This is a genomic window from Geobacter sp., assembly GCF_030834625.1.
Lineage (GTDB): Bacteria > Desulfobacterota > Desulfuromonadia > Geobacterales > Geobacteraceae > Geobacter.
Genome location: NZ_JAUQXO010000020.1, coordinates 42,915 through 62,583, shown reverse-complemented (window position 1 = coordinate 62,583; position 19,669 = coordinate 42,915). Strand labels below are relative to the sequence as shown.

The following is a 19,669-nucleotide window of genomic DNA, read 5'->3' as shown; positions in this document are numbered from 1 at the left end:
CGCTCGTGGCCCCGGGCGCAACCTTTACCCTGGAGGGTTCAGGCAGTGGTTACCACACATATCAACTCGTTTACAATCCGAATACTCAATTGTCCGACCTTTATGTCGATGGTATCAAGCGCATCCAGAACAAGGCTGATCTCATTTATAACGCTGCTGTAGAGGGCGGATCCAGAGCTATCTACAGTGTAGCGTGGGGTGGAGAGAATGGTGGACAGGTTAATTTCAATTTTGTCCAACTTACCATCGGCTCCGTGAATTTCACTGCTCCTGGCCTAACCCAGATGAGCCAGACGTGCGCCGTTCAGGGGAGCACGTTCAACGTAACCTTTACCGGAACCAATCTCGCCACGGTCAATGCCGTTGTCTCGGATAACCCCGGTGTGAGTGGCTCTATTATCAGTCGGAGCGATACGAGCGTTACGGCCATTATTACGATAGCCCCGCAAGCAGCCACGGGTGCTACCACCCTGGGGTTGACCACCCTGGGCGGAACCGCCAAGATGCCGTTCAACATCAGCCCCGCCCAGTTTGCCTACGTGACAAATTATGGCTCCAATACCGTCTCGATAATCGCGACAGCGACCAACACAGTGGTAGCCACCGTCCCGGTCGGGGCAAATCCCGTCGGCGTGGCCATAACACCTGATGGGGCCTTCGCCTATGTTGCAAACTACAGCTCGAACACAGTCTCGGTGATCGCGACAGCGACCAACACCGTGGCAGCCACCGTGCCGGTTGGGTTGAACCCGTGGGGAGTGACTATCACACCGAATGGGGCCTTTGTCTACGTAACGAACTATGGCTCCAACACCGTGTCAGTAATCACGACGGCGACCAACACCATAGTAGCCACTGTCCCGGTCGGGGCTAATCCCGCTAGCGTAGCCATCACGTCTGATGGGACCTTCGCCTATATTGCGAACTACGGCTCCAACACAGTCTCAGTGATCGCGACAGCGGCCAACACTGTGGTGGCTACCGTCCCGGTTGGGCCAAACCCATGGGGAGTGGCGATAAGACCGGATGGAGCCTTCGCCTACGTGACGATTACTGGATCGGGCTGGAATCAACGCTATGTCGCAGTAATAGCGACGGCGACTAATACCCTCGTGGGTGGCGTCGGTCTCCCTTGGAGCGGGTATGCGAATCCTGCCGGAGCGGCTATCAGCCCGAATGGGGTTTTCGCGTACGTGACGAATAACGCGTTTGCTGCCGGTCTTAACTATCACACAGTCGAGGTGATTGCGACGGCAACCAATGCAGTGGTGGCCACTGTTCCACTTGGGGGGCACCCGTTGGCCCTGTCGGTCACACCGGATGGGAAATTCGTCTATGTGGCGAATGCTGGCTACAACATCGTCTCGGTAATCGCGACGGCGACCAATACCGTAGTGGCTACAGTCCCGGTCGGCGGGTCTCCAGTGTGGGTGGCGTTTACACCAATGGTAGTGCCATAGCCGGCACATTCTTCATGCTCCGGCAGGCCTTGCGTAGCAATTCCATCGGCCAGCCGTGGCGATTATCTCACTCGTGAAAACCATGAACTTACTGAAGGCTATGATTCTCTTACTGTTCACAGCCGTTCCCACCTGGGCCGTGGACGCGATGACCCTGAACTCTCCCCTGAGAGCCGAAGAGGTTACAGGGGTTACGAAACTGGGATCCCTTCAGGTCGAGGGGCTTGGTAGAGTAAACCTCACCGCCCGGCGGGAGGGAAAGCGGGTGGTGATCCAGCCAGTGGGAAAGGACGGCACGGTAGTAGGGAAGGCAGAAACGGTCGTTGGCTTCGATGAGACGCCGCTCTATGTAAAACCCCCCAACGGGCTGATGCAACTGACAATTCGTTGGAGGAGCGGCGATAATTAACTGACGGCCAAATCCACGCATAATAGACGTGGATTTGGCCTGCCACTTGACAAGACATCACACCACCGCCTCAACCCACTGCTGGCGGGTCGACAGAAACCGCAGGAATTCCCCGGCATGGAGGAAGCGGGCAACCTGGTCCTGACCGATGGGGACACTAATGAAGTCATCCCCTCGGCCGGCCGAAAAACCGAATCCGCTCTTCCCGCCCCTCTGCCAGTGCTCGACCGACACCGTGGTGACGATCTCGGAGCCGTCTCCGTTTTTGAACTTGTGTGTAAGCTTCTCTTTCCTTGGCACCAAGGCCACCTCAGATTACTTCCACATCTCCTCATCCACTTTTTCAAACACGGCAGTTGCCTGCTCGAATTCGGCCGCATCGGCCGCGCTCCAGGTGCCGGCCAAATGGTCCAGGTCGTCGTAGACCACGCTCCGTTTCCTTTTCTCCATTCCCAACGCCTCCTTGAGAAGCTTGAGCATGAGAGTGTTGACGCTGATACCCTCCTTCTTTGCTTTCTCTTTGAGGGTATTGGCAATCCTTTCATCTACACCGCGCAAAGTTATGGTTGCCATGGGTACCCGTACTCCTTTGTACTTAAAGTCAATGCGCCAGCAGGAGGCCGCTGATATGGCTGAAGTGGCCATCATAGGTTGCGAGCGCAAGGCCGTGCTGCAATGCGGAAGCAGCCAGCCACAGGTCGTTTGACGGTATGGGGCGCCCCTTCTGTTTCAGTTCGTAGAATACCTGCGTATAAAACTCTGATGTTTCTTCATCGACGGAGATGATTTCGACCCGCGGCGAATCAAGAAACTGGTCCAGTTCCCATCGGTTCTGCTTTTCCTTGCTTCCGCACCGAAATCCGGCAAGAAGTTCACCGAGAATGACTGTATTAACAGCAATGTAGTCGGCCCGTCTCAGAAGGTTGACGGCTGCGGCATCGTTTTTCTTGAAGGCGGCGAAATAATTTGTATCGATGATGATGCGCTTCACAAAGTCTCCCTCGCTGTTGCTGGCAGCATAATGACTGCATTCAATGAAGTCATTATGCAATCAAATTTGTAACAGTCAACTATAAACTCATGGCCTTGGGGGGAATCGGGAGCAGACCGGTGAATGGAAGAGAGGCATTTCCCGCGACCAATACAAAAAAGCCGGGGAAGTCCCCGGCTGAGAAAGGAGCACGCATGGCTGTTCGTGCTTGAGGATATTGTTCGCTCTATTTCAGACGCCGCGCCAGTAGGGTGGCGGAGTGCTCCACAGTGATGCCGGTACCGGCCGCCTCCAGCCCCCCCTCGATCTGGAGCTTGCAGCCGGGACAGTCGACCGCCACGGTACGGGCTCCCGTGGCGACGATGTTCTCCATCTTGTTTTTCAGGACCTCCTGGGAGATCTCGGGGTATTTGATGGAGTAGGAGCCGCCGAACCCGCAGCACTTGTCGCAGTCGGCCATTTCGATAATTTCTACCCCCACCAGTTCCCTAAGCACCCTCCGCGGCTCCTCGTGCACTCCGCACCCCCGCTTCAAGTGGCAGGCGTCGTGGTAGGTGACGGTCAGCCTCTCGCCTTTACCGGTCCCCGGTCCCTGGTCCTTGGTCCCTGCCTTCCGCGCCGCCAGCTCGGAGAAGTTGAAGGTCTTGGCGGCCAGCCGCTCGGCCTTTTCCTGCCAGGCGGGCTCAGCTGAGAGGAGCTTGGGGAAGTCGTGCCGCAGCGACATGGTGCAGGTGGGGCAGATGGTCACCACGTAGTCGGCCTCTTCCTTTAGAAGCACGTCGGTGTTGATCTTGGCCATATCCCGTGCAACGTCCATCTCTCCCGAATAGCGGGCCGGGATGCCGCAGCAGGTCTGTTCCTGAGGGAACAACACCTGGTAGCCCAGGGCTTCCAGGCTCTTCACCGTGTCCTGGCACATTTCCGGATAGACGAAATCGGCCAGACATCCAGAATAGAAGAGGACTTTCTCTCGGGGCTGGGAACTCGGCACTGGAGACTTGGATGTTTCCAGGACCAGGTCACGGAATGGTTTTTCGGCGATGGGGGGAAGGGAGCGGTTGGCGGTCTCACGGTTCAGGATGAGCGGCAGGTGACGGATGCGCCCCCCGTCCCCCTGGAATGGCTTCTGGGCGATGTAGGCGGCCCGCAGCGTTGCATGGAAGAGTTTCCGGTTCTTCATGAGAGTGCCGAAGAGGAACTTCTGCCCCACCGGTTTTCTGATTTTGTCCCGGAGATCCACGATGAGCCCCTCGATGTCGATCTTCGAGGCGCAGACCTCGTTGCACTTCCTGCAGCCGATGCAGAGCTTGAGGATTTCCTCCGCCTTGTCGAAACCGTGGAAAAAGGGGGTGAGAACCAGGCCGATCCCCCCCACGTAGATGTGGCCGAAGACGTGCCCCCCCACGATTTCGTAGATGGGGCAGACATTGGCGCAGGCGCCGCATTTGACGCACTTGAGCGCCTCGCTGAAATCGGCATCGGCGGCCAGCCTGAGGCGTCCGTTATCCAAGAGCACGATATGGAGCTCGCGCCCCTCGCCGCCGGTGGGCCCCTTGATGAAGGAAACGTAGGAGGTGATCTTCTGGCCCGTGGCGTTTTTCGGCAGGATGTTGATCACGTCGAGGGCCTCGTTCAGGCCCGGGACGATCTTCTCGACTCCGATGAGGGCGATGTGGGTGCGGGGGAGGGTGGTGACGAGGCGGCCGTTACCCTCGTTGGTGATGATGCCGATGGCGCCCGTGTCGGCCATGGCAACGTTGGCGCCGGAGAGCCCCACCTGGCCGGTGAGGAAGCCGCTGCGCAGGGTTTCACGGGCAAGCTGGACGAGCTGGGGGATGTCCGGCGGGCACTCCCTGCCGGTTGCCCGGGAGAAGAGCTCCGCCACGTCGTCACGGTTCTTGTGAATGGCCGGCATGACCATGTGGGAGGGGCGTTCGCCGGCCAGCTGGATGATCCACTCTCCCAGGTCGGTTTCGAGGCAGCGGATCCCCCGCTCCTCCAGGTAGTGGTTCAGTTCGATCTCCTCCGAGGTCATTGCCTTTGACTTGACGAGAAAATCTGCCCCTTTTCCCTTGATGATATCGTGGATGGTCCGGTTCGCCTCCTCCGGTGTGCTGCAGAGGTGGACCGTGGCGCCGGCCTTCTCGGCGCTGGCGGTGAACTGCCGCACCAGTTCCGGCAGCTTCTTCAGTCCCTCCTGCTTGAATGCGGAAATTCTTTCCCGCAGTTCCTCAAAATCAATCCCTTCGAACGCCTTGGCCCGGGCCACCGGGTAGGCAGCCGCGAAGTTTTTCAGGGCCCGGCGGAGAAACGCGTCGTTGATCTTCTGGCTTATTTCTTTCTTCGCCATGGCTATTCACCCTCCAGGATAAGGATATGGAGTTCCTTCGGCCCGTGGACGCCGATGGTGAGGACCCGCTCGATGTCCGCCGTTCGGCTCGGTCCGGTGATGAGGGAGAGGTAGGCCGCGTTGGCCGAAGAGAGGAGCGTGCTCAGGGTTGGGCCCAGGGCTGAGAGTTCGGGCACGATGGTTGAGGCTTTGAGTAGCACCGCATGGACAGGGGGGAGGGCGGTGGCGCTGCGGTCGACGGGGTCTGCGAGCGCCAGGAGAAGGGTGCCGGTCTGGGCAATGCCGGCTTGGGCGAAGCTGATACCAATCTCCGCCGTTTCCATGGCGCCGGCGGGAACGAAGGAAAGCCCTTCGAGGGCGCCGCTCACGCTGGCGGGTAGTGCGGATGCCGCAACTGATCTGCCGGCGGCATGAGATTGAATCGCGGCAATGGCTTCGTTCAGGGTGGGAAAGCGTTTTACCTCTGCACCGACCGCCTCGGCAGCCGCTGTAAACTGCTCGACCATGGGGCACCTCTAAACATGTAATACCAACTGATGTTTTGAGGATAGTTGAAGCTAAAGCATTGTGTCAAGGCAATTTGCATGAAAATAAAAAATCGGGTTGACATAAAATTGGCAATTTGATAATTGGTAAGACAACAAGCTAAAACTGCATTTTATTTACAGCGTCAGCAGCGAAAGGAGTCTCTGTATGCCATGGATCCAGACCTACACCCCGGTCGGAGGGAGTCTCGGACTTTCGGCCCTGGTCGCCGCCGTTCCCCTCGTCGTCATCTTTATCTGTCTTGCCCTTCTCCGGATGAAGGCCCACAAGGCAGGACTTCTCGCCGTCGGCTCCGCCGTGACCCTTGCCGTCGGCGTCTGGGGAATGCCGGCGAAGCTTGCCGGGCTTGCCACCCTCCAGGGGGCGGGCTTCGGCCTCTTTCCGGTCTTCTACATTGTTATCACGACACTCTTTCTCTACAACATCACGGTGAAGGGGGGGCAGTTCGAGATTATCCGCGCTTCGCTGGCGGGTGTCACTGGTGACCGTCGGCTCCAGGCTCTGCTGATCGCCTTCTGTTTCGGAGCCTTCATCGAGGGAGCCGCTGGTTTCGGAACGCCGGTAGCTATTGCGGGTGCGACCCTGGTGGGGCTCGGATTTCGCCCTCTGTATGCCGCTGGCGTCTGCCTGGTGGCCAATACTGCCCCCGTCGCCTTCGGCGCCATCGGCATCCCGGTGGTTGCATTGGCCGGAGTCATGGGGTACGGCGATGACGGCATGATGAAACTCTCTACCATGGTTGGTCGCCAGCTCCCCTTCATCTCGGTATTCATCCCGTTCTACGTCATCATGATCATGGTTGGCTGGAAGAAGACCATCGAGGTCCTGCCGGCCATCGTGGTCTGCGGGGTGACCTTTGCCGTTGCCCAGTGGGCGACAGCCAGCTACCTCGGCCCCTATCTCCCCGATGTTACTGCGTCGCTTCTCTCCATCGTTACCCTTGTGCTCCTGCTCCGCGTCTGGCAACCAAAGACGGTCTGGACCTTCGATCACGAGCCCGATTTTGCCGGCAAGGAGCAGCACGACTATACAACGGGGGAGGTTGTCCGCGCGTGGACCCCCTATCTGGCACTTACCGTCATGGTGCTGCTCTGGGGCATCCCCTCCATTAAGACGTCCCTCGACAAGAGCACCGTTGAAATCCCGGTGGCCGGTCTCCACAATGCCATTGTAAAGAAGGTCTCGAACCCTGAGGCGGGGATAAAAAAACTCGTCAAGGTCACTGAGGAGATCGACAGGCAACTGGCGATCCTTTCGCCGGCGGACCCGAAGCTGGCCGCCCTGACTGTGAAACTTCAGGAGTTGAAGGGGGCCGAGGCACAGCTTCTTGACATCGAGCAGGCCCTTGTCGGCACAGAAGCGGTGCTGACCCCAGAGCGGCTAAAGGCCTTCGACGCGGTAGCCAAGAAGAAAGATGACCTGCAAAAACTTGCCAAGGAAGCCTTGCAGGGTAGCAGTGCGGCGGTGGGTGGATCTTCGGTCGCTTCCGGTGTTGCTCTGGCTGCAAATGCTCCGTTGCCGTCCCTTGCCAAAGACCAGTTCAAGCCCCTCGACAAAGTTCTGGCCGACCAACTTCCAGCCAAGGTTGCCGCCAAGTACAAGTTCAACTTCATGTCAGCCGCCGGCACCGCCATACTCATTGCCGCTTTCCTCTCCGCTCTGCTCTGCGGGGTCGGGATGGGAGATACGCTCAAAATCCTCGGCAAAACCCTCTTTGATATGCGCTACCCGGCCCTCACCGTCGCGTCAGTGCTCGGCCTCGCCTACGTCATGAACGCCTCCGGCATGACCAACTGCCTCGGCCTCATTTTCACCAAGACCGGTCACTGGTTTCCCTTCCTCGCCCCCGTCCTTGGTTGGCTCGGCGTCTTCCTCACCGGTTCCGATACCTCGTCCAACGTCCTCTTTGGGGGCCTTCAGAAGGCCACCGCCGAGCAGTTGGGGATCAGCCCGATCCTGACCGGCGCTGCCAACACAAGCGGAGGCGTCATGGGGAAGATGATCTCGCCCCAGTCCCTGGCCGTGGCCACCGCCGCCACCGGCATGGTGGGAGAGGAGGGGACCCTGTTCCGGTTCACCCTGAAGCACTCCATCTTCCTGACCATTATCGTGGGGATCATCGTCTATCTCCAGGCATACGTCGTGCCGTGGATGATTCCGTAGGGACAGACCGGAGGTAACGCCATGAAAAAAAGCTTTGTCAAGGAACTGGCTGCCATCGTTGGCGCCGAATATACCCTCATCGACCGGGAGAGTCTCGCCTGCTACGGCTATGATTCGACCCCCGAGCATGAAAGCCGCCCCGGTGCCGTGGTGGTGCCGGCCCGGGAGGAGGAGATCTGCCGGGTTATGGCCCTGTGCCACCGGGAAGGGGTGCCGGTGACCCCCCGAGGGTCGGGAACCAACCTCTCCGGCGGCTCCCTGGGCCGCCCCGAGGGGATCGTCATCCAGACGAGCCGTCTGAACGGCATCGTGGAGATCGACGAGGAGAACCTGACCGCCACCGTTCAGCCGGGTGTCATTACCAGCACCCTTCATCGTGCGGTGGAGGCCAAGGGGCTCTTCTATCCCCCGGACCCCGGCAGCATGAACATCTCAACCATGGGGGGGAACGTGGCCGAGAATGCCGGAGGACTTCGCGGCCTCAAGTACGGCGTCACGGCCGATTACGTCATGGGGCTCCGTACGGCGCTCCCCGACGGAACCCTCCTCAGGACCGGCGGTAAGGTGGTGAAGGATGTGGCGGGCTACAACCTGAATCAGCTCCTTGTCTCCTCCGAGGGGACCCTGGGACTCTTCACGGAGATCACCGTAAAGCTTATTCCCAAGCCCCGCACCAAGAAGACCATGCTCGCCCACTTCCCGGAGCTGGAACAGGCGGCTCTGGCTGTTTCCCACATCATCTCCGCCAAGGTGATTCCCGCCACCCTCGAATTCATGGACCGGGTCACGATCCGGTGCATCGAAGAGTACGCGAAGGTGGGGCTTCCCCTCGATGTGGATGCGGTGCTCCTCATTGAGGTGGACGGACACCCCGCCCAGGTTGAGGAGGAGGCCGCCGAGGTCAGGCGGATCTGCGCGGAGCACTGCTGTTCCTCCTTCCAGACAGCCGCCGATGCCGACGAGGCCCTGAAGCTCGCCACCGCACGCCGGGTGGCGCTGTCGTCCCTGGCCCGGATGAAGCCGACCACCATCCTGGAAGACGCCACTGTCCCCCGCAGCTGCATCGCCCCCATGGTCACGCTCATCCAGGAAACAGCACAGAAATACAACCTCACCATAGGCACCTTCGGCCACGCCGGCGACGGCAATCTTCACCCCACTTGTCTCACCGACGAGCGGGACAAGGACGAAATCGGCCGGGCCCACCGGGCCTTCGAGGAGATCTTCGACGCTGCCATCGCCATGGGGGGGACCATCACCGGCGAACACGGGGTCGGCCTCGCCAAGAAGAAGTATCTGCCGCGTCTCGTGGGGGAGCCGGGGCTCAAGGTGATGCGGGGGATCAAGCAGGCCTTTGACCCGGCGGGGATATTGAATCCCGGCAAGGTATTCTAGGGGGAGCCCCATGGACTACGTCAAACTGATCAACTGCATGCGCTGCGGCATGTGCCTCCCCGCCTGTCCCACCTACAAGGAGACGTTTCTGGAGACCGCCTCTCCCCGGGGGAGGGTGGCCCTTATGCGGAAGCTGTCGGAAGGCGACCTGGAGGTGAGCGAGCGGCTCCTGGAATACCTCTCCCTCTGCCTCGACTGCCAGGCATGCGCGTCGGCCTGTCCCAGCGGCGTGAACGCCGGCGAGATGGTTGCCGATTTCCGGTGTGAGCAGAAGGAAGGGAAGGGGCTCTCGGTGATGGAGGACCTCATCCTGCGCAGACTCCTGCCACACCCGGACCGTCTCGAGACGGCGGTGGCTCCCATGCGGGCCTACCAGCGGAGCGGTCTCCAGAAGGTTGTCCGGAAGCTGGGGCTGCTCAAGATGTTCCCCCCCCAGTTCGAGCGGATGGAAGGACTTCTGCCGGAGCTTCCCGAACGCCCCCTGCGCCAGACCATCGACGAAGTAACGCCGGCGGTTGGGGATGAGCGGGGTACTGTCGGCTTCTTCCTGGGGTGCGTCATGAGCCTCGTCTTCTCCGAGGCGAGTCGTGCCACGGTGCGGCTCCTGTCGGCCCTTGGCTACCGGGTGATCACCCCCCGGGAGCAGAAGTGCTGCGGCGCACCCAACGTTCTTGCTTCCGACCGGCAGGGGCTTCTGGATGCGGCCCGCTTCAACGTGGATCTCTTCGGCGGCCACGACGTGGACTTCATCGTCACCGACTGCGGCGGCTGCGGCGCCGAGCTGAAAAAATACGGTCACCATCTGGATGGCGACAGCAATGCCACCGTTTTCAGCACCAAGGTGCGAGACATATCACAGATCCTTGCCACCCACGCGGATGAGTTGCAGCAGAAACTCAGGCCGCTTCCGCTCGCGGTTACATACCACGACCCGTGCCACATCGCCCATTGCCAGGGGATACGCCAGGAGCCGCGACGGTTGCTCAAGCTTGTCCCGGAGCTCGATTTCCGCGAACTTCCCGAGGCCGACGCCTGCTGCGGCAGCGCCGGCACCTACAACATCGAGAAGCCCGGGATGTCCGATCGGGTGCTTCGGCGCAAGGTGGAGAACGTGAAGTCCACCGGCGCCCAGGTGCTCGTTACCTCCAACCCGGGCTGCCTCATCCAGCTCAAAAAGGCCCTGGCTGAGGACAATCCGCCGGTCAGGGTCATGCATCTGACCGAGGTTTTAAACAAGAGTCTTGCTGGTGAGGAGTAACTAATCCGTTTGCCTTCCGGGGGGATATGGTGTATTCATAATGGGATTTTTTTACCACCTCACCCGGATGGACCATGAATTTCAAGCCGATCAAACCCAAGAAAATCTCGGTGCAGATTTCCGAACAGATCCGTTCTTCGATTCTTGCCGGAGAATTTGCCCCCGGCGACAAGCTCCCCCCCGAGCGGGAGTTGGCCGAGATGTTCGGCGTCTCCCGCCCCTCCGTCCGGGAGGCCCTCAACATGCTCGCCGCTGCCGGACTCGTGGAGTCCTACCAGGGGGGCGGCACCGTAGTGAAATCCCTCGTCGAAACGACCACCGGCTCCCCCCTCTCCGAGCTGATCAAGGCGGAAAGCGAGCGTGCCCTCGACGTTATCGAGGTCCGCAAGGGGATGGAAGCGTGGACCGCCTACTATGCGGCCCAGCGTGCGCTTCCCGACGATATCCGGAAGCTTGAGACGATCATCGGGAGCATGGAGAAGAATCTCGAAGAGCTGAAATCGTCCGAAGACATGGACGCCAACTTCCATATCCTGGTGGCCCGTGCCACCCACAACGTCGTCTGGCTTCACCTCATGCAGACCATCTTCGACGCCATGAAGGAGTTTCAGCGAGGGGTCTGGCGGGCAGTCTACCTCACCGACGAGGATCATCGAATCCTCTTTGCCCATCACAAAGCGGTTTTCGAGGCGATACGTGACCGAGATTCAGACCGTGCCAGGGAAGCGATGCTTGCCCATCTCACCTTTGCCGAAAAGCGGAGCATTGCCTATGTGAGCCAGGTCAGAAAAGGAGAGTAACAGTTTCGCTCTTCGGTTGAGACTCCGTAAAAACCCGCGCCATGGTTATCCTGGTGCGGGTTTTTTGTGGGCATTCTCCGGAGGTGCAGCCGTAACGCGACAACGTGCAGCACCAGGTATAACCAGCAATTTAAGGTAGTTACCACTGTCTGCCTGTCTTGTCTTTGCGCAAATAAAGGATTCTGCTTAGAGACGATCATAAAATCCCTTGCAAAATGGACAGTTGCCGTTATAGTAGCCGTAGAATCCCATAAACAGGAGGGCTATATGACTAAAGCAGAACTCGTGGACGCCGTAGCAAAATCCGCAGAACTCACCAAGGCCGCTGCCGACAAGGCAGTCAACGGGGTGATCGAGGCAGTGACCGCTGCTCTCAAGAAGGGTGAAAAAGTGACGCTGGTTGGTTTCGGCAGCTTTGAAGTCACCACCCGTAAGGCCCGTACCGGTCGCAACCCCCAGACCGGCAAAGAGATCAAGATCGCGGCCTCCAAGGTCCCCAAGTTCCGTCCGGGCAAGGCCCTCAAGGATGCCGTGGCCGGCCCCAAGAAAAAGAAGTAACCTGTTTCTTCAGGAACAGCAGCAAGAAGGCCCCGCGTGTCATGCACGAGGGGCCTTCTTATTGTATTACCGTACCGTAACAGATATGTGTATTCTGAAAAAACAACCTTTCCACGGGGGGTGTGGATAAGTGCCCCGTTGCTGTGGATATGTTTCGGAATTCCTATGTATCCTTCGGCACTTTTTCAGCTTGCACAATGAATAGGCAGTGTTTGTAACATGCTGTAATTGCGTGTCAATGATTATTTTGCCGGTCATTGGAGCCCGTGCTTTTACGGTTGCTGGATGACGGGTCGCAGGAAGGTTGCGTAAAGTGGATAAGTGCCACTCCTTGACAGAGGTCCTCTGGAGTGGTAGGTTGTCAAAAGACAACTATTTCATTTGGCAACCTGGAGGGCGCCATGCAGCCGATTACCACCCGTCAACGGGAAGTCCTGGACTATATCGCCGGTTTCGTCAACTGCAATGGCTACCCCCCGACCCTCAGGGAGATCGCCGGACATCTGAAGATAAGCGGTACCCTTGGCGTCATGAAGCATCTGGACGCCCTGGAGCACAAGGGCTACCTCAGGCGGGATGCCGGCAGCTCCCGGGGGATCGTCCTTGCCGGAAGAACTGCCCCGACCGCATCGCTCCCCGTCGTGGGGGTGGTTCGAGCCGGTCTGCCGCAGCCGGCCATGGAGGATATCGAGGACCATCTGTCCATCGACCGCTCACTGGTGAGGGGGGGGACCTTCTTCCTTCGGGTGAGGGGGGATTCCATGATCAATGCCGCCATCGTGGATGGCGATCTGGCCCTCATCCGCCCCCAGGCCACGGCCGAGAACCGGGACATTGTGGTGGCCATGATTGAGGGGGAGGCAACCCTCAAGCGCTTCTACCGGGGGAACGACCACATCCGCCTCCAGCCTGAAAACCCCAACCTGGAACCGATCATCGTCCGCAAAGGGGAGGGGGAGGTAACCATTGTCGGCAAGGTGGTGGGAATCTACCGCCCTCTGGAGTAAGGCGCCATGGAACCCGTGAACGGGCGCACCATCCTCCATGTGGACCAGAACGCCTTCTTCGCATCGGTGGAGCAGCAATCGAATCCAGAGTTGCGCGACAGGCCCATCGCAGTTATCGGCAGGGGACGCACGGTGGTAACAACCGCTTCCTACGAGGCCAGGGCCTTTGGCGTCAAAACAGGCATGACCACGTGGGAGGCGAAGCGGGCCTGCCCCCCGATCATTCTCGTCGTTGGCAACAACGCCGCGTACACCAGGATCTCCACCCAGATCAAGAGAATTTTCCTCGACTACACTCCCCTGGTGGAGACGTTTTCCATCGACGAGGCGTTTCTCGATGTGACCGGCTCCCTCCGGCTCTTCGGCTCCCCGGAGCGGATCGCCCACCTGATCAAGGCCCGGATCCGACACCACTTCGGGCTTACCTGCTCCATCGGCATTGCTCCCAACAAACTCCTCGCCAAGCTTGCTTCGGAAATGAAGAAGCCCGACGGGCTGACCATTATCAGGCCGGAAGAAACGGCCGGAGTCCTGGAGACTGTTCCCATCGAAGACCTCTGCGGGATTGGCCGGAAGACCCACCGCCAGTTGGCGCTTCTGGGCATCCGGACCTGCGGCGACCTGGGGCGCTTCCCCGTGGAGATTCTCCGGCGCAGGTTCGGGGTGATCGGCGAGCGGCTGGTGACGATGGGGCAGGGTAGTGACGACTCTCCGGTGGTTCCCGATGAGGAGGCCGAGGAGGTGAAGAGCGTCGGCCACAGCGCGACCCTGGATCGGGACATCACCGACCGGCACGAAATCCTCAGGTATCTCCTCCAGCTTTCCGAAATGGTGGGACGACGGGCCCGACGCTATGGCGTGGCGGGAAAAACGGTTCATCTGACCGTCCGCTATCAGGACTTCACCACCTTCGGCCGACAGCAGACGCGGCCACGGCCCACCAACGCCAGCGAGGAGATCTACGGGGAGGCGGTGCGAATTCTCGATACCTTCGTTCTGGAGCAGCCGGTGCGGCTTCTGGGGGTGAGGATCACGAACCTCTCCTACCAGCGGGAACAATTGCCCCTCTTTGCCGAGGAAAGACGCAGGGCGCTGGCAACGGGGGCCATGGATGCGGTGAACGACCGGTACGGCGACTTCTCGGTCACCTTCGGCAGCCTCCTGGACAGCGAGGAGAAGGGGTCCTTCGTTATCTCGCCGGCCTGGAGGCCCGAGGGGATCAGGAATGTGGACGTGAAGTGAAAAAAATGTCAGGCTACCAGCTTGGCAAGATTTTGTGACACATGGTGTCGCATTACGTTGGTAGGCTGCACGCACCGTGTCTGGAAGGGTGCCCTTATGAATGCTCGATCGGAACGACCCCATGCCCTGCCGGGCAAAACCCTCGCCCTTACTACCAACTGCGGCAAGCTCTATGTCACGGTGAATTGCGACCCCGTGAGCGGCCTGCCGGTGGAGGTCTTCTGCCGCTTCGGCAAGGCGGGCGGCTGCGGCAGCGCCGTTATGGACGGAATGACGCGGATGATCTCCTGCGGACTTCGGGCCGGCATGTCACCGGAAGAAGTGGTGGCCCATCTGCGGGGCATATCGTGCCATCGAGGGCCGGGCACCTGCATGGACGCTGTCGCCCTGGCAGTGGAGTCGGCATTGGAGAAAGAGGATGAGGAATCCTGATCAAACAGAATTATGTGCTTAGGTAAGTATGTATTGTTGCGGGCAATGGCAGCGAATCTGCGAGGGAGCTACTCTGATGCGCATCATCCATACTTCTGACTGGCACCTGGGGCACACTCTCCACGAGGTTTCCCGCGAGAAGGAACAACAGTCCTTTCTGGACTGGCTCCTGGATACCATTGGTGAACACCTGGCCGATGCGCTGCTGATCTGCGGCGACATCTTCGACAGCGCCAACCCGCCGGCCAGCGCCCAGCGGCTCTGGTACGGTTTCCTTGCCGGGGCGCGCCGCCGTTTTCCCCGGCTTGCCATCGTGGCAATGGGGGGGAACCACGACTCGGCCGCCCGGCTCGACGCCCCCGACCCGGTGCTGGGCGAGTTCGGCATCCGGGTAGTGGGTGGGGTTCCCTACGGTGAAGACGGCACCGTCCTCTGGGACCAGTTGGTGATACCCCTTCACGACGCAGGTGGCGCCGTCAGTGCCTGGATCGCCGCAGTGCCGTACCTGCGCCCGGCCGACCTGCCGCCGGTCCCGGAAGGGGAAGGGGACCCCCTCGTGGAAGGGGTGCGCCGCTTCTATGTCCAGGCCATTGCCGCAGCCAGCAGACACCGGCAGCCCGGCCAGCCCCTCATCGTCACCGGCCACTGCTACATGACCGGCGGCACCCTCTCCGAGCTTTCCGAGCGGAAGATCCTCGGCGGCAACCAGCACGCGCTGCCGGCCGATCTCTTCGGCGAGGGGGTCGCCTACGGGGCCCTCGGCCATCTCCATCTCCCCCAGACCGTCGGCGGTCGCCCGCACATCCGCTACAGCGGTGCTCCGATCCCCCTCTCCCTCGGGGAGGCGGACTACCCCAGCCAGGTGGTGCTTGTGGAACTTCATGGCGAAGCCTGCACCGCCGTCCAGCCGATCCGGGTCCCCCGCACCGTGGAGATGCTCCGAATCCCCGCACGGGGCGCGCTCCCCCTTGACGAGCTCCTCCCCCTTCTGGTTGTCCTGCCGGAAAGTAATGGTAATGACATCGCCACTGCCCCCTATCTGGAGGTGAGCGTTGCCCTCGACCGTCCCGATCCGTCCCTGCGGCAGCGTCTCGCCGCCGTCCTTGCGGGCAAGGCAATCCGCCTCATGAAGATTACCCCCGTCTACCCGGGGAGCGCCGGTCCCCTGGCCTCCGCAGCCCCGGAGCGGAGCCTCCGGGACTTCACCCCCGAAGAGGTTTTTGTCCAGCGTTACCGAAGCACCTATGATGATGATCCGCCACCGGAACTCCTGGCGGCCTTCCATACCCTGGTTGAGGACGTGACCCGGGAGGTAACGCCGTGAGGATCATCTCTATTTTCGGCAAAAACCTGGCGAGCCTCGAAGGGGAGTTCCACATCGATTTCGAAACGGGACCGCTGGCAGGCACGGGGCTTTTTGCCCTCACGGGCCCCACCGGCTCCGGCAAGAGCACCATTCTCGATGCCCTCTGCGTGGCCCTCTACGACAGGACACCCCGGCTGAGTCAGCGGGGCGGACCGCTCATCGGCGGCGGTGACGACGACAGCGGCAAACTCGCCGCCTGGGACGTGCGGAGCCTCCTGCGGCGCGGCACCGGTTCAGGCTACGCCGAAGTGGTCTTTGCCGGCCGCAACGGCCAGCGCTACCAGGCCCGCTGGGAGGTGCGCCGGGCCCGGGAGTCGGCCACCGGCAAATTCCAGAACCAGAGCATCACCTTTCGCAACCTCACCACCGGCCAACTCCTCGGCGGCTCCAAAACAGAAACCCTGACACTCATCCAGGAGACGGTGGGGCTCACCTACGAGCAGTTCTGCCGCTCGGTCCTCCTTGCCCAGGGGGAGTTCGCCGCTTTCCTCAAGGCCGATGGAAGGGAACGGGCCGAGCTCCTCGAGCGGATCACCGGCACCGGCATTTACAGCCGGATCTCCGTGGCCGCCTTTCGCCGGATGACCGACGAGAAAGGGCGCCTCGACAACCTCCTCCGCCAGCAGGGGGATATCGTCATCCTTACCGATGAGGAGCGGCGCGGAACCGAAGGAGAGGTCACGGAGGTCATCAGGGAACTGGAAGCCTGTCGGGAGCGCCTCCGGGCCGCAGAGCAGGCCGAGTCATGGTACGGCCGCCGGGCAGCTCTCCGGCAGGAGGCGGATGGGGCACGGCAAGCACTGGCCGAGGCCGAGGCCGCCAGCGCGGCGGCGGAATCCCTTCGACGGGAGGTTTCCGCAGTCGAGGCTGCCCTGCCGCTTCGGCCCCTGCTGGAAGGGGCCGACCGGACAAGGAGGGAGCACGGGGAGGCATTGCGCATCCTCCATGAACTCATCACCCAGTTGGAGGGCGTCAATCAGGCGGTTGCCCGGGATGAGGCAGCAGTTGCCTCTGCCCGGGAAGCAAAACAACGGGCTGAGGAGAGGAGGGATGCAGCGCGCCCCCTCCTGGACCGGGCCCGGGAGCTGGATACCCGGCTCGCCGATGGGCGGCTGCGCCTGGCAAGTGTCGAAGAGAGCGTCGCAACGGCCCGTATTGCCCATGTTGATGGTGCCGCGGCCCTGACTCTCTGCCGGCAGGAGGCCGGGGTGGTGGCCGGAGAGCTGGCTGATGCCGGGGGCTGGCTTGACGCACACCGGCACCTGGAGCCCCTGGCCGGGGAGTGGAACCTCTGCCGGCTGGAGCTTGAGCGTTACGTTGCGGCCCACGGCGCCCTGCAACAGACAGGCGTCGAGCAGGACCGACTGGCGGGTGTGGAGCTAATGGCCCGACAGGCGTGCGCCGACGCACGGGAGCGTCTCGCCATTGCCGATGAAGTTATCGCCGTTCGCCGTCAGGAATTGGCGCTGGCCGACGAACGCCTTCGGCTCTACGACGGCCCCGGACTGCGCGAAGACCGGCTTGCGCTTGAAGTGCGCCGGGAAATCGTGCGGGAGATGCTTGCCGCGGCCCGGTTCGCCGCCGATGCTGCCAGGGACGCCGCCGACGCCGGTGCTGCCGCCGCAGCGGCCCGGCAGGAGGCAGCCATTGCCGAACAGACGGTGCGCGCGGGTGCGGACGAAAAGATCCGGCTCGACGCAGCCCTTACGGAGGCAGAGTTGGCCCTCCGGATGGCCCGCTCCGCCCTCGATCTGGAGCAGTACCGCCCCGGCCTGGTTGCTGGGGAGCCCTGTCCCCTGTGCGGCTCCCCCGACCATCCCTGGGCCGGGGAGCTTCCCCCCGCCGTTGCCCTTATTGGCGAGCAGGAGGCTCGGGTCGCGCTGCTTCGTGGTGACAAGGAGGAGCTCGATCGACGGATCGCCGCCGCCGGGGTGACGACGACTGCCGCAACCGCCCGGGCCGAGCGGGAAGAGGAGCGTGCCCGGGATGCCGCGGCCCGCCTCGATCAGTGCCGGGAGGGGTGGGAACGACTCAGGGCCGAGAGCGCCTGTCCGGAGCTGCCGACTGAGGTGGCCGAACCATCGGCCACCGGATGCGTCGAGGGGATTCTCCTGACCATGGGTAAGGGTCTCGAGGCCATTGGCCGACAGGAGCGGGAGCTGACCGAGGCACAGCAGGCCGAGCGGGCCGCACGGGAGGCCTTCGAAGCCGCCCGATCGGAACGGGAACGAACTGCCGAGGCCCTGACCCGTGCCGAGGAAACGCGCCGGACGGCGCTCCAGGCGCTGGAGGCGGCGGACCGCTCCAGAAGCCAGGTCGCAACGGAACTCGAACGGATCACCGGGATCATCGCTCCCTTTCTGGCGGGGATCGACGGCTGGGAAACGAAATTGGGCCAAGATCCGGCCCAATTACTGGTGTTCTGTACCACGACTGTTGCCGCATGGGGCGACTGTACCACCCGCCGTGACGGGGCAGCCCGCCGCGCGGCGGCCCTTGAGGTGCGCCTTGCCGAACTGTGGACCCGATGCGATGGGTTTGACGCGGCGCTACGCCAGCGAGAGGAGGAGCTGACCCAGCATCGTGAGGCTGTGCAGCGGCTCCAGAAGGAGCGCCATGGCGTCCTTGGGGGGCGGACAGTGCAGGAAGTGGAAGAGGAGCTTCGCAGCGCGGTCCAGACTGCCGAGGGCCTTCTGGACGCTGCCCAGAAGGCCCTCGGTGCCGCTCTTTCCCGTCAGGCCGACCTGAACGGTCGTGTCGGGGAGGCCCGACGGCTCATCGTGGAGCGCGAACAGGCCATGACGATGGCTGCTGCCACTCTCGCCGAGGCTCTGGCACGACGCGGCGCGGAGGAGGATGAACTGCGGGCGCTGATTTCCCAGGGCAGCTGCTGGCTGGGAGAGACGCGGGAAACGCTTCGACTCCTGGACGAAGGACTTCAGCATGCACGTATCCTGGTGGCAGAGCGGGACCGGGTTCTGGCGGACCATGAGGCCGCAGGCGCTCCCGGTATCGCCGAGCCGGAACTCCCGGCGGTCAAAGCCGAGCGGTCCCGGCAGGTCTCGGTGCTGGAGGAAAGACAGTTCGCGCTCCGGCACCGCATCGAGACCGACGATGGCGCCCGCCGCAAACATGTTGAAATCCTCCCCCGGATCACCGTTCAGCGTGCCACCACCGAACTCTGGCAGGGTCTCTCCGAGCTCATCGGTTCGGCCGACGGCAAAAAATTCCGCACCTACGCCCAGAGCCTCACCCTCGACGTGCTCCTGGGCTACGCCAACGAACACCTCTTCTCCCTGGCCCCCCGCTACGGGGTCATGCGGGTCCCCCAGGCGGAGATGGAGCTCCAGATGGTGGACCGGGATATGGGGGACGAGGTCAGAAGCGTCAACAGCCTCTCCGGCGGCGAGAGCTTCCTGGTCTCCCTGGCCCTGGCCCTGGGGCTCTCCTCCCTCTCGGCCCACATGACACCGGTGGAGTCGCTCTTTGTGGACGAAGGGTTTGGCACCCTCGACCAGGAGACCCTTGAAGTGGCCCTGGCCACCCTCGACTCCCTCCAGGCCTCGGGCCGCAAGGTTGGGATCATTTCCCACGTCCCCGGCCTGGCCGAGCGGATCGGCGCTCGGGTAGAGGTGGTTCCCCGGGGCGGGGGACGGAGCATCGTGCGGGTGGCGGGGGCGGCATAATTGCTC

Annotated in this window: 17 protein-coding genes; 12 read left to right on the top strand and 5 right to left on the bottom strand. The window is 61.8% G+C overall.

Annotated elements, in window-relative coordinates:
- A partial coding sequence (locus RCH91_RS05270) for a beta-propeller fold lactonase family protein (RefSeq protein WP_306533536.1) occupies positions 1 to 1,460 on the top strand: 1,460 nt, incomplete at its 5' end.
- Positions 1,461 to 1,542: 82 nt separating this feature from the next.
- The gene (locus RCH91_RS05265; protein WP_306533534.1) at positions 1,543 to 1,869 is read left to right on the top strand and encodes a hypothetical protein; all 327 of its coding nucleotides are present in this window, start codon (positions 1,543 to 1,545) and stop codon (positions 1,867 to 1,869) included.
- A 57-nt stretch (positions 1,870 to 1,926) separates the two neighbouring features.
- Here RCH91_RS05265 and RCH91_RS05260 read toward each other — a convergent pair whose 3' ends face one another.
- The 5 genes from RCH91_RS05260 to RCH91_RS05240 all read right to left on the bottom strand — a co-directional run bounded on the left by RCH91_RS05260 (position 1,927) and on the right by RCH91_RS05240 (position 5,716).
- Positions 1,927 to 2,169, bottom strand: coding sequence for a hypothetical protein (locus tag RCH91_RS05260; protein WP_306533533.1), 243 nt, complete (start codon positions 2,167 to 2,169; stop codon positions 1,927 to 1,929).
- A gap of 15 nt (positions 2,170 to 2,184) precedes the next feature.
- Entirely contained in the window at positions 2,185 to 2,442 is a 258-nt protein-coding gene (locus RCH91_RS05255; RefSeq protein WP_306533532.1) for a hypothetical protein, read from the bottom strand.
- A 28-nt stretch (positions 2,443 to 2,470) separates the two neighbouring features.
- The gene (locus tag RCH91_RS05250) at positions 2,471 to 2,860 is read right to left on the bottom strand and encodes a type II toxin-antitoxin system VapC family toxin (protein ID WP_306533531.1); all 390 of its coding nucleotides are present in this window, start codon (positions 2,858 to 2,860) and stop codon (positions 2,471 to 2,473) included.
- A 226-nt stretch (positions 2,861 to 3,086) separates the two neighbouring features.
- Complete coding sequence (gene ldhH / locus RCH91_RS05245; protein ID WP_306533530.1) at positions 3,087 to 5,210, bottom strand: L-lactate dehydrogenase (quinone) large subunit LdhH; 2,124 nt, start codon at positions 5,208 to 5,210, stop codon at positions 3,087 to 3,089.
- A 2-nt stretch (positions 5,211 to 5,212) separates the two neighbouring features.
- Entirely contained in the window at positions 5,213 to 5,716 is a 504-nt protein-coding gene (locus tag RCH91_RS05240; RefSeq protein WP_306533529.1) for a lactate utilization protein, read from the bottom strand.
- A 187-nt stretch (positions 5,717 to 5,903) separates the two neighbouring features.
- On the opposite strand from RCH91_RS05240, the gene RCH91_RS05235 reads away from it, so the two are divergent.
- From RCH91_RS05235 to RCH91_RS05190, 10 genes are all read left to right on the top strand, one after another.
- Positions 5,904 to 7,919, top strand: coding sequence for an L-lactate permease (locus tag RCH91_RS05235; protein WP_306533528.1), 2,016 nt, complete (start codon positions 5,904 to 5,906; stop codon positions 7,917 to 7,919).
- 21 nt (positions 7,920 to 7,940) lie between these two features.
- Positions 7,941 to 9,314: an FAD-binding oxidoreductase gene (locus RCH91_RS05230; RefSeq protein WP_306533526.1), complete on the top strand. Its 1,374-nt coding sequence runs from the start codon at positions 7,941 to 7,943 to the stop codon at positions 9,312 to 9,314.
- A 10-nt stretch (positions 9,315 to 9,324) separates the two neighbouring features.
- A complete protein-coding gene (locus RCH91_RS05225; RefSeq protein WP_306533525.1) occupies positions 9,325 to 10,572 on the top strand; it encodes a (Fe-S)-binding protein in 1,248 nt (415 codons plus the stop codon).
- Positions 10,573 to 10,646: 74 nt separating this feature from the next.
- Entirely contained in the window at positions 10,647 to 11,372 is a 726-nt protein-coding gene (locus tag RCH91_RS05220) for a FadR/GntR family transcriptional regulator (protein ID WP_306533523.1), read from the top strand.
- A 267-nt stretch (positions 11,373 to 11,639) separates the two neighbouring features.
- Positions 11,640 to 11,930 carry an HU family DNA-binding protein gene (locus tag RCH91_RS05215; protein WP_306533522.1) on the top strand — a complete coding sequence of 97 codons (291 nt, stop codon included), beginning with the start codon at positions 11,640 to 11,642 and terminating at the stop codon, positions 11,928 to 11,930.
- A 401-nt stretch (positions 11,931 to 12,331) separates the two neighbouring features.
- The gene (gene lexA, locus RCH91_RS05210) at positions 12,332 to 12,937 is read left to right on the top strand and encodes a transcriptional repressor LexA (protein WP_306533521.1); all 606 of its coding nucleotides are present in this window, start codon (positions 12,332 to 12,334) and stop codon (positions 12,935 to 12,937) included.
- A 6-nt stretch (positions 12,938 to 12,943) separates the two neighbouring features.
- Complete coding sequence (gene dinB / locus RCH91_RS05205; RefSeq protein WP_306533520.1) at positions 12,944 to 14,179, top strand: DNA polymerase IV; 1,236 nt, start codon at positions 12,944 to 12,946, stop codon at positions 14,177 to 14,179.
- A 96-nt stretch (positions 14,180 to 14,275) separates the two neighbouring features.
- On the top strand, positions 14,276 to 14,611 hold the full coding sequence (locus tag RCH91_RS05200; RefSeq protein ID WP_306533518.1) for a TSCPD domain-containing protein: 336 nt from the start codon (positions 14,276 to 14,278) through the stop codon (positions 14,609 to 14,611).
- A 76-nt stretch (positions 14,612 to 14,687) separates the two neighbouring features.
- Positions 14,688 to 15,935: an exonuclease SbcCD subunit D C-terminal domain-containing protein gene (locus tag RCH91_RS05195; RefSeq protein WP_306533516.1), complete on the top strand. Its 1,248-nt coding sequence runs from the start codon at positions 14,688 to 14,690 to the stop codon at positions 15,933 to 15,935.
- Positions 15,932 to 19,663: an AAA family ATPase gene (locus RCH91_RS05190; protein WP_306533514.1), complete on the top strand. Its 3,732-nt coding sequence runs from the start codon at positions 15,932 to 15,934 to the stop codon at positions 19,661 to 19,663. Before RCH91_RS05195 ends, RCH91_RS05190 begins: the two co-directional genes overlap by 4 nt.
- Positions 19,664 to 19,669 lie beyond the last annotated feature (6 nt).

Bases quoted from the DNA above. Each gene is read 5' to 3' on its own strand.
- RCH91_RS05265 (WP_306533534.1), top strand. From the start codon at position 1,543: ATGAACTTACTGAAGGCTATGATTCTCTTACTGTTCACAGCCGTTCCC.
- RCH91_RS05255 (WP_306533532.1), bottom strand. From the start codon at position 2,442: ATGGCAACCATAACTTTGCGCGGTGTAGATGAAAGGATTGCCAATACC.
- ldhH (WP_306533530.1), bottom strand. From the start codon at position 5,210: ATGGCGAAGAAAGAAATAAGCCAGAAGATCAACGACGCGTTTCTCCGC.
- RCH91_RS05240 (WP_306533529.1), bottom strand. From the start codon at position 5,716: ATGGTCGAGCAGTTTACAGCGGCTGCCGAGGCGGTCGGTGCAGAGGTA.
- RCH91_RS05235 (WP_306533528.1), top strand. From the start codon at position 5,904: ATGCCATGGATCCAGACCTACACCCCGGTCGGAGGGAGTCTCGGACTT.
- RCH91_RS05230 (WP_306533526.1), top strand. From the start codon at position 7,941: ATGAAAAAAAGCTTTGTCAAGGAACTGGCTGCCATCGTTGGCGCCGAA.
- RCH91_RS05225 (WP_306533525.1), top strand. From the start codon at position 9,325: ATGGACTACGTCAAACTGATCAACTGCATGCGCTGCGGCATGTGCCTC.
- RCH91_RS05220 (WP_306533523.1), top strand. From the start codon at position 10,647: ATGAATTTCAAGCCGATCAAACCCAAGAAAATCTCGGTGCAGATTTCC.
- RCH91_RS05215 (WP_306533522.1), top strand. From the start codon at position 11,640: ATGACTAAAGCAGAACTCGTGGACGCCGTAGCAAAATCCGCAGAACTC.
- lexA (WP_306533521.1), top strand. From the start codon at position 12,332: ATGCAGCCGATTACCACCCGTCAACGGGAAGTCCTGGACTATATCGCC.
- dinB (WP_306533520.1), top strand. From the start codon at position 12,944: ATGGAACCCGTGAACGGGCGCACCATCCTCCATGTGGACCAGAACGCC.
- RCH91_RS05200 (WP_306533518.1), top strand. From the start codon at position 14,276: ATGAATGCTCGATCGGAACGACCCCATGCCCTGCCGGGCAAAACCCTC.
- RCH91_RS05195 (WP_306533516.1), top strand. From the start codon at position 14,688: ATGCGCATCATCCATACTTCTGACTGGCACCTGGGGCACACTCTCCAC.